General features: G+C 42.9%; 11 protein-coding genes. 1 reads left to right on the forward strand and 10 read right to left on the reverse strand.

All coding sequences use genetic code 11. The features are described from left to right. Positions 1-106: 106 nt before the first annotated feature. On the reverse strand, positions 107-859 hold the full coding sequence (loiP, locus tag Xedl_RS18220; protein WP_074025165.1) for a metalloprotease LoiP: 753 nt from the start codon (positions 857-859) through the stop codon (positions 107-109). Positions 860-1605: 746 nt separating this feature from the next. Here loiP and vgrG point away from each other — a divergent pair. Then, a complete protein-coding gene (gene vgrG, locus Xedl_RS18225) occupies positions 1606-2433 on the forward strand; it encodes a type VI secretion system tip protein VgrG (RefSeq protein ID WP_074025166.1) in 828 nt (275 codons plus the stop codon). 244 nt (positions 2434-2677) lie between these two features. On the opposite strand, the gene Xedl_RS18230 is transcribed toward vgrG, so the two are convergent. The 9 genes from Xedl_RS18230 to tssI all read right to left on the reverse strand — a co-directional run bounded on the left by Xedl_RS18230 (position 2678) and on the right by tssI (position 10184). Further along, the gene (locus tag Xedl_RS18230; protein ID WP_074025167.1) at positions 2678-2947 is read right to left on the reverse strand and encodes a helix-turn-helix domain-containing protein; all 270 of its coding nucleotides are present in this window, start codon (positions 2945-2947) and stop codon (positions 2678-2680) included. Positions 2948-3205: 258 nt separating this feature from the next. Next, positions 3206-4075: an integrase domain-containing protein gene (locus Xedl_RS18235; protein WP_074025168.1), complete on the reverse strand. Its 870-nt coding sequence runs from the start codon at positions 4073-4075 to the stop codon at positions 3206-3208. Next, positions 4059-4241: a hypothetical protein gene (locus Xedl_RS25950; protein WP_143187476.1), complete on the reverse strand. Its 183-nt coding sequence runs from the start codon at positions 4239-4241 to the stop codon at positions 4059-4061. Before Xedl_RS25950 ends, Xedl_RS18235 begins: the two co-directional genes overlap by 17 nt. 57 nt (positions 4242-4298) lie before the next feature. Next, the gene (locus Xedl_RS27985) at positions 4299-4457 is read right to left on the reverse strand and encodes a hypothetical protein (protein ID WP_158024408.1); all 159 of its coding nucleotides are present in this window, start codon (positions 4455-4457) and stop codon (positions 4299-4301) included. Positions 4458-4963: 506 nt separating this feature from the next. After that, entirely contained in the window at positions 4964-5815 is an 852-nt protein-coding gene (locus Xedl_RS18240; protein WP_143187477.1) for a hypothetical protein, read from the reverse strand. 55 nt (positions 5816-5870) lie between these two features. Continuing rightward, positions 5871-7481 (reverse strand): hypothetical protein, encoded by a 1611-nt coding sequence (locus tag Xedl_RS33800; RefSeq protein ID WP_244149746.1) that lies wholly within the window; start codon positions 7479-7481, stop codon positions 5871-5873. Between the two features lie 11 nt (positions 7482-7492). Further along, complete coding sequence (locus tag Xedl_RS18250; protein ID WP_074025170.1) at positions 7493-7762, reverse strand: type VI secretion system PAAR protein; 270 nt, start codon at positions 7760-7762, stop codon at positions 7493-7495. A gap of 20 nt (positions 7763-7782) precedes the next feature. Beyond that, positions 7783-8613, reverse strand: a complete 831-nt coding sequence (locus Xedl_RS18255) for a DUF4123 domain-containing protein (RefSeq protein WP_074025171.1) — start codon at positions 8611-8613, stop codon at positions 7783-7785. Then, positions 8610-10184, reverse strand: a complete 1575-nt coding sequence (gene tssI, locus Xedl_RS18260) for a type VI secretion system tip protein TssI/VgrG (protein ID WP_244149747.1) — start codon at positions 10182-10184, stop codon at positions 8610-8612. Before tssI ends, Xedl_RS18255 begins: the two co-directional genes overlap by 4 nt. Between the last annotated feature and the right edge of the window lie 107 nt (positions 10185-10291).

The following is a 10291-nucleotide window of genomic DNA, read 5'->3' on the forward strand; positions in this document are numbered from 1 at the left end:
CACACGTTGGGTATTTTTGCCAATTTTCAACAAGGTAAAAGTCAACGCGACTGGCTTCAACAAGCCAATGTTATAGGATGTTAAAGTTGAGCATCGCGTGAACTTATTATTTCTTGTCTGCTGCGATACGATCACGAACGTGTTGAGCACGCTCTTGTGAAGGCGGGTGTGAATCAAACATGCTGGTTTCATCACTGCCCAGTTTAGCCAGTTTCTCGAAGCTGGTTGCTAAACCTTCAGTTTTAATATTACGTTTTTTCAGCAGATCATAAGAGAAGTCATCAGCCTGACTTTCCTGATGCTGTGAGAACTGCGAGTTGATCAGTTTTTCACCCAGAGCTGCAAGCTGGGAATCGCTCAGTTGTGCTGCCACACCACCGGCTGATGCGGCCGCGGTACGTGCAGCAACGGTAGCATAAGCAACCTGCATTGCTTTACGGGTATGGCCCAGTGCAACGTGACCCATTTCATGGCCGAGAACACCTGCGACTTCATTGTCGTTCATCATGTTCATCAGGCCGCTGTATACACGTACACAGCCGTTAGCCATTGCCCATGCATTCACATCATTAGTCAGATAAACTTTATAGTTAACCGGCGTACCATTAACTTCGCTACCCAATGCTTTGGCGATTTTGTTCAGACGTTTAGTGTATTGGCTGGATGCCGGTGCAATTTTATTCTGTGCATCCATATCCTTACATGCCTGGTCAGTGATTTGTTTGACATCAGAATCATTTAGCGTTGCCGCCTGAAATAATTGCATGCCAGAGTGAGCCAGCATTCCCTGATCAATATTCTTACAACCTGTCAGAATTACAGCAGAAACTGCTACTGCAACAAGAGTGTTAATTTTCATAATTTTTTTTCCTTTTAATACATGCAACTATAATATTTTAAGAGCGTCAAAAGACGGTGAATTTTGCTAAAAATAACAATAGGAATAAACCCCAATATTTATGATTATGTGAATTTGATTGCATTTTGAAAAAATAATTAAATCATAAGTAAAATAATTTAGCTTAAGTTTAGTTAATAAATTGGCTTTTCCGTAATCCGCTGTCAAAGCTGATGGAAAATCGTTTAATGACTGAATCGATACATGTTACCATCCATTCAAAAAAGAGATTTTTGTGATCATGATCATAAAATTAAAATGATCATAATTTTAAAGACCACGGGAATTTATTTTTTATAATTAAATCAGTGTATTAGTTGAATTTCATTTCACCTGCGACCAAATAACACAAAACAATCAGTTAACTATATATAAAAACACAGCGTATTGCGCCAATGATGCAATTATTTTAACTTTTCATCCTGTTATTGTTGAGAACAACTTTTAATTTCATTGGATTTAATTTGGTTTTTACTTGTCCATTATTTATTATTTTTCTCCTTTTATTCATCACGAATTAGCCGATGTATTCGGACAACAACGTCTCTTCAAATTATCGCAAGACAGCATTTTGCGCCCTTAATTAACCAATTTGTCAGGGACAATGTGAGTAAGATTGAAATCTTGTGCCCGAATGTTATGGCCCGCATTGTTATCAGGCGGGAGGGCCTATTTCATAACGTTCCATCATCTCAGGGAGACAGACTATGTCAGTGAAAAAGCACCTCACTAACTTGAAGAAAGGAAAAGCGCTGTTAGAACAAGGGCAGCAAACTATGCAAAGGGCAAAACAGGCCAAAGGCCTGTTGACGGGAGCGGGGGGAAACGCTGCTGCTGGTGCCGGTAGCATGATCAGTGGTATGGGGGGCGGCTTTGCCGGGCGTTCAGGCAAGGCCGCCGGTGGCCTCGGTGCCGGTAGCATGATTAGCGGTATGGGCGGTGGATTTGCCGGTGGACAGGGGCAAAAAGCTGGGCTGGTTGCTCAAGCCGCCGCGGGTGGCACGACAGCAAGCAAAATGTTGCAGCAAATCGGCCAGCAATTAGGATTGGGTGGCGCAGCCGATCCCAGCGGCTTACTGTTTACCCTGACGGCGGGTGCTCTGCCAGCACAAACCTTTGTCGTCACCGACTTTAGTCTGACCGAACACTTCTCGCGCCCCTTTGCGCTGGAAGTGGGGCTGGCGAGCGCCGATCCTGCCATTGGCTTCCCGCTAGTGCTTGACCGCACGGCAACGTTGACTATTTTGCAGAACGGTATCGAACAGCGTAGCGTCACCGGCATCGTCACCCGCTTTGAACAGGGCAACACCGGTTTGCACCAAACTACCTACCGGATGAGTATCCGGCCGGATCTGTGGCGCACTACCTTGCGGCAGAACTCGCGCATCTTTCAGCAGCTCAACATCGCCGGCATCATCACCAAAATCCTCAAGGAGCACAGTATCCGCGACGTGGTGTTCAACCTGCGCTACCCGCATCCGGAGCGCGAATTCTGCGTGCAGTATCAGAAATCGGAAATCAATATAATCAATTGAATATAAAAGATATATTATCTTGACGCCCTTTTATGCCCCTTTTAATGCCCCAAGATTTTTTTGTTTATTTTTTTCATATGTGACTGATTTTTCTTATTTACATCATTAATTGTGTGATTTTTAATCACCTTAAAGCAAAAAAGCCTTGAGGGTTAAAAATGGTCAGATTTTGCTGCCATTTTACGCTCAGGGCTTGAGATAAAAAATATTCATTTTTACGACATCGATCACAAATTATAGTGGGTTATTCCTGTGGTTTACTGCGAACCTTGCGCTCAACAAGCTGACCACGCTGATCAAAATAGCGGCTCGGCCAGATCTCTGAAGGATGTATTTCGAGATAGTCAGCGATTATCCATTCGCCTTTAGGCCATTGTCTGCTGAGTGCATTTGCCAATGTTGATGAACTAAGTCCCGCGTCACGAGAGAGAGCCGCTAAGGTTGTACCACGTTTACGTAATGCAGCGATAATATCAGCTTGGTGCCAATCATTTTGAATATTGTTGCTATTCATTCCTGTTACCCCTTTCCATTAATTAATATTGATGGTGGTGATTCAAGGCAGGGTTAGCAGACCGGGCTAAGATTCCGGCGAGACGTGAGTCTCCCCCGCCCGAACCACCATTGAAAGGGTGATAACAGGCGCACTGGTAGAAAAGATCCTACCAGTGTTCTTAGCTCAAGGCTGCTAAACCTTGACCATTAGATTTGGCTAATGGCGGGAATACTTTAACTGATTGTTTTACCTAAGACAATAACTGAACAACTAAGTTTAACGGCCATAAACTCGCTCAACATAACGCCCGCGCCCATCACCATGCCCTAAATCCATTGATACCAATGCTCTTGCTTCCTGACGGCTAAAACCATTCTGTTGGTAAAACGCCAGAGCATCCCGCACCCACGCATAGCGCAAACTATGAGGAGAGTGACAGCCGGTTAAACCAATCCTTGTGGTGTGTGCTCGCCAGTAGTTCATGGCTTGTTTGAGGTCTGGTTTATCAATCAATCTGCCGTTACGTTGTTCAGCAATAATAATGGCCTGTTCTACAGCCTCTTTTACCGCTGCAACATCCAATACACGAGTTTGTCTTGGTCGGCCACCTTTTGTGCCGAAAACAACCTGAAGTTTCGGCTCAGGTTGCTCTAATTGCTTACGCCAGCTTTTCAGTGAAGCACTGCATTGCACCGCTTCCTGAGAACGTAGTCCCAGCAATCGGGCGAGTTTCAGTGTGACGGCAAATCCGGCATCCCGTTCAAGCGCTTTCTGGTAAACGACCTGAAATGTCGCATCAGGGATAGCCTGTTTCGTTCCGGCGCGACTGGTTCCGCTTAATCCCAATGCCTGATTGCTCAGACGTGGCGAAGTTTCCAGCTTTTCCCGGCCTGCCATGCGGAAGATATTACGCAGCGCAGCCATTTCATTTTGCACTGTGCGCTTAGCAATCCCCTGAGATAAACGGGCATCAACGTAATGCTCTACATGTTTGGCTTTCAAATTATTGAGGCTTTTGACCTGAATATTCAGGCTCAGTAACAACGCGCCCAAACGTCCCGCAACCCGAATACGATCATGGTAGGTCTTATGGCTGCCACCACTCTTACGGGCAAAAAACTTTAATTCTTTAATCAATCGACTCATTGGCTTCCCCTTGCGGATGTTTGACAACATGCGATCTCTGGCGCGCGACCATTCTGGCAAAACAGAAAATAACTGCCTTGCCCTTGATCGATATCTGTGCGCCAGAGTGAACGCAGGTTGAGGTATTGCGGGGTATCGGTTGAGTACACGGTACTGCCGCCTGCATAAGCAGGTCATCCCCACCGGCAAAAAAGCCAGCCTCGATATCGTCAAGTTCTCCTTTTCAATCTAAAAATGCAGTGTCAGATTCACTGTGGGGTGAAGCAGGTGTGAGCCTGTCTGGGTTGAATAGTCCTTTGGCTGCGGCGTCACTTTCAGCGGTAAATCCGCAAAAAGTGACGCCTTGGGTTCTGTGTACGGTCAGAAGATGTTGTACAAGCATTAAAATGCCGCAAAGTTAGTACCAAACGGTAGCAGTGAGTTAATTGTTTTGGCGTAGAAAAATGGTTCGCTGAATATTTCAGACAGTGATCGTGAGATGTATGAACCGGATGGACTAAAGCCATCTAGTAATTCATTGAATATAAAGTAAAATTTATTTATTTTGCTTTGAAAAGTCAGTGTATGAACCCACGTTCAATACACTTCGATGACAATATAAAAACACCTTTTGGGCGTATTTTTAGTTTAAGAAACCTTCATTGCCAGACGAGGGTTTAGGTGTCTTGGCAATATCTGCTTCCAAAGGTGGGCAGACGTACCGCAATATCTGCTCTCCCTTTCAGGCTACGGGAGTTTTTTATTGTCGCTAAAAAGCGCTTTGAACAAGTTTAGATTAGCTAATCTTTATGGCTATAGCAATAATAAAGATTATGTGTAGCAACAATTTTTCTTGATGGGTATTAGGCTAATCAGTACTATTAATAACTAATTAGCCAAATAAATTAACTATCTTGATATGACAACTTTACCATTAATAATAGATAAGTAAGGGCTATAAGTTGCAGTATCACCTGTAACTTTATTATCAAGTAATACAGGTGAACGACCTAAAGCACCTTCTTCTAAACGGAATAGACGGCCCTCTTTATAACTAACTAGCCTAAATTTATTCCAGTCGGGTATTGTTCTGGTTGCATAATCCCCACTATCAAATTTTTCTTTAAATCCCATAGAATCAAAAAATGTTTTAGCATTACTATTATCTGCAATAGCCCATTCTTCCCAAGCCGATTCTGTTATATTCCATATTTTATTTAAATCGTTACGTGAAAAAGCATTAATTAATTCCTGATAAAATGCTTTTATTTCTGGTAAATCATTCCCTGATACAGGACGAGCTTTTACCCACATCCAATCGGGCAATCCGTTAATAGAAAAGTCTTTTTTGGCTTGATATAATTTTTTTTCTCCATAATTTTTTGACATACCTAAGAAATCAAAACCTGAAGAATTATTAGAAATCTGATTTTGTGAAGTATGAGTAACAATATCACCATTCTTGTCTACGGATAATTTAATATAACTAATAATCTGGCCTTGATCATGTGAAGATGCTTTCCTGATAATTGCTTCACACCATGAATCAGGATTAAGCTTTTCAAAATCTTTATCAATAGCTTTTTTTCCCATTGATACAGAGAGTGTATTATTACCATTTTCTAAAAAAGCAGTGATGTTCTGACCACTGGATTCTGTTCCGCTGCGAGAATCGACATTTTCCATTGCTATCAATTCATTAAGTCGAATGACGCATAGGCTTCTATGTGTATTCACTGATAATAAGTATTTATATTCCATTTTTGTTTTTCCTGATGCCGAAGTGGCAAAAATTATGAGTGTAAATAATAAAATACTAGCCCAAAGAAATTCGGTACTTTGATTTTTCTTTGCTAAGTGGCTCTTGAAATACCCAATCACGTTCTTTTTTTCCTTCTGCACTTGTTTGACTATTTGATGCTTCTTCGTTTGATATATCATCGTCAGGTGATGTTTTATCTTTACCCACATTTACACCATATTTAACACTCGCTGATGCTGTTATTCCATCATGATAAAGCACAAGTTCCATACTTTTTTCTGTAGATTCTAGCGCTACTAATACTTTGGCTGCAATTTGTGCTGAAGCATCAAAATAGCCATTGATAGCATAATAACGGACACCACCGCGAACATTTGTTTCAGCTCTAATTCCAAATCCTGTTTCTAATACGGCATCCTTTTTAAAAGACCACTCTCCTTTGTCATCAGACTCCCAGCCAAACATAACGCTTAAGTCACCACTGAGGATTAAATCTAATTGTGCACCATAGAATGCTCCATTTTTACCTTGCTTAACTTCTTGTTCGAGTTCTTCTCCTTTTTCACGTATTTTAGCCACCAATTTATTGACTTTAAAATATGCAGCAAATATCTGAATAACATCGGCGCGTAATTCTAAACCTACTAAGGGTGTAGCCGTAATATCAGCATTATATTTATAGAAAATTTCATATTTATCACTGTGCGCAAGCTCATAACTGCCACTAATATTAATTAAAGGATAAATAAGATCTAAATTAATGACCCGGAACTTATCTTGATCATGCCCGAACGCAAGAAGATCATTGAATTTACCAATACTATCGATGGCAGTATCAATTGGCCCTAATTTCTTTTTTCCTTTTTTGAACTCAAACTCAAGTTCCTTTGACCAGCTACGTGTTTCAGTGCCTTTTTCGGCCGTGATTTTTCCCTCGATAGTTAGTGAATTACGAACTTCATAAGGTTTTGTATTTCTGCGCCATCCTTGTGAACCTTTATGTCGCATTCCATTATTTCTGTTGGTCTCTTTTTGTTGTTGCCTTCTCTGCTCATCGGTAAGTTTTTCAATTTCCTCTAATGCACCAATAGCAACATTAAATTCCTGTTTTTCATTCAGGACAAGGTGAATGTCTGAACCAAGAATAGCCTTATTACCTATTGTGGCGGTCAAAATTTTATCCGCCAGTTTGTATTTTTTATCTATCAATGGTTTTCCTGAGCATTCATCTGCTCTGACATAAAAACGTTCTTCTTCAATATGTGAGCCAAAGTCTCTGCTCAAAAAACGCTGTAAAATAACGATCGGACTATTTTCCATAAGGGAAAAATCACTAATTTTCTTTGAATAGACCAACTCTCCTGCATACGGTTTATTAGGTGAGAATTGTGCTACAGGCATTCCATTTTCACCCGATAAATTCCCAATGGGGCAGTTTGGATTGTGCGAAATACAGCCCTTACTAACGGCACTTAACTTTATAGGAATTTTAGGTTTATCCGCTTTATCTTCCGGTTTAGGAACCACATAATACAATGTAGCAGGAAAAGGAAACAGTTGTTCATAACTAAACGTTTTATTTCCCAGTGTTACATCAATCTTATGAGTACAATCATCCGGGTTATCACAATCACAGACTGCTGACCCTGCTTTTGTTGATGTCATTTTATTTCTCCTTAACCAATATTGACGCTGCCGCCGCCAATCACAACGCCACCACAATCCACTGCATCACCTGTTCTGGCGGCAGGCTTTCCCTCAATAAATACAGAACCTGAACCACCGGAAATGGCTCGTGGATGAGAATTGTGAGGTGCTAATGCATCACCTTGTCGCGCAAGATAAGCACCATCAATTTTGACGGTACTGGCTCCGGTAATAACAGGCGTTGCGGAACAATTGCCGTGTTCTGTGCCGATATCGCCAATTTTAACTGCGTTACCCATAGTAATTTCTCTGTTTTTGATTAAAGCGGTACTTGACCCCATTCTTGAATTAACAAACGTTCGGCACGCATATGCCCCGGTTGACCGTACTCAGTTAATTGGGAATAGATTGCTTTAGGCAGATCATCAAGTGTGAGGTAATGCCGGAGGATAAAGAGCTGGAGTAATCCACGGACATTACGATCATCTGTAATGCCGTTTTCACTGAACCAGTCAAAAAATTGCTGGGCACATTCCACCATATCGATGTGAGGAATAAAGTCAAAAGGCGCTTTTTCCAGCCAGTCAGGGATAAACCCGGCTAATTTCTCGATATAACGCTCAGTGAAAATGGCCTGTATTTTTTCCAACTGAACTTCGTTGATAATAAGCATTTTTCGTTTGCTGGTTGCACCAACGGGAAAAGGTTCTCTCACCTTAACAAAGTTATCCGTGCGTTCTTCTTCAAGATAAAGTGTTGTAACACGAGTGATTGGCCCCAAAAAGCAATGCAACTCCCAGTCACTTAATACGCCGAGAAAATCCCAGATATTACGCGGATCGTAAAAACGAAAAAAAACGGGTTTTTCCTGTTTAGGTAGCAATACTTGCAGGTATTTGCGTAAATGTTGCCGCACGGTTTTCATATCGGCTTCGCTGTGGACGAAAATGCCCCACGGCGTTCTGCGGCATTCCAGCCAGATTTTAACTTCTTCAGTAACCTGTACCAGATAGGGCGCGATTTTAACCAGTTCCGGCTGGAGCGGTTCACCATAAAGGCAGGCAGAAGGCGGATCGTAACGCTCTAAGGCTAAAAACAAATCCGGTTCTGCTGCCCCATCAATAATGGCGTAGAGTTTTTCCTGACTCATTGCTGATTCTCCTTATCTTTCAGAGGACAGTGCGCGACGAACATTGAACCTTCACTGGCTGCCGCGAGCAAAATAGCAGGGTTGGTAGGCGCCAATAAATCACCGGGGCTACCGCCGGAGTTCAGATTAATGGCGGCACCCTTAATATCGATGCCGCCAGCATGAAGCACCACAAAACTCCCACCGACACGCAAAGTCAGCTTACTGCCACTTTGTAATGTCAAATCTCCCTGCGCATCAATACTGACAATACCCTGAATTTTTTCAGACAAATCGCCTTTGATTTGTAACGCACGGTCGCCGTCAATCTGTTCCAGATAGCTGCCGGCAGTTTTATGCTCCTGTTGGCCTTCAACCGTGACTTTACGGTTATTGGCGATAACCAATTCATCGTCATGCCCGATGCTGGTTGTGCGGTTATAGTTGATGCGTTCGTCGCGTGAATTGAGCACCTGAATGGCGAGGTTTTTCTGAGCATGGATAAAGACCTCTTCACGATCTTTTTCATCCTCAAAACGCAGTTCGTTAAATCCTTGCCCCTTATGCGTCTTCGAGCGGATTGACATTTGTGTTTTTGCCATCGGCAGTCGATTCGGCGGAAGATTATTGGCGTGATATGCCCGACCAACAATAATCGGCTGGTCAGGGTCACCGTGGATAAAATCCACCAAAACTTCGTGACCAATGCGGGGAATAGCGATCATGCCCATCAGTGGCCCTGCCCATGCCTGACTGACACGCACCCAACAAGAACTGCTGTCATCAAGTTTACCGTACCGATCCCAGTCAAATTGGATACGGACGCGTCCATATTCATCGCAAAAAATTTCTTCGCCTTCCGGCCCGACGACAGTAGCAATATGCGGCCCTTCCATTTTGGGTTTCGGATAGGGAGAAGGGCGATAGGAGTTTTTGCGGCTGGTGAAAGTAAACTGGTTGGAAAGCCACGTGCCACTGCCGCTGTGCTGGGTTTCATCAGCTTGAGGTTGTTGGCCTGAGTGGGTTATCTGAATTAATTGCCATTGGTCATTCAAGGTTTCATTGGGATGATCTTCAAAATTAACCAGTTGCCCCGGCCACATAGCAAAACAGTCACCATTGCCGTTTCCTAGCTGCGTATCCCGGCGCAGGTATTCCAGACGATACTGGCTGACTTGTTGCCCCAAATTTTCATCTTTATAACGGCTGGGAAAATCGTAATAGTGGTAGTTTTTCAGCGTGCGCTGGTTGGCTAGATTATGCCCTTCATACCAGAACTCCCGGTTCATACGTGGATTCTTGAATGTCCGGTCTTTGGTTGTCACGGTGGCAACACCAACCTGTTCTGACCAGCTAACCTGCTGAATGCTTGTTGTTGAGCCAGTAACATCAGCTTCAGGGCGATAAGGAACAGTGATCACGTTATTAAGCGACAGGCAGGAATCATGAAAAACGATGCGTTGCTCATGCTGTTCCTGATCGAACGTGAAATAATAGAAAATGCCCTCATCAGCCAGCAAACGCTGCATAAAAGCCAGATCACTTTCATCGTACTGAACGCAGAATTCCCGTGGCGGGTGTTTGTAACCCACCAAAAATGTATAGCAGAATCATCATAATTTGACATATTCAATATGCTCCGTAAATAGCTCATCAACTGAACATCTTTTTTGCCTCCTGATCGCTTTTGCTCCTCCCC

Source organism: Xenorhabdus eapokensis, from assembly GCF_001908105.1.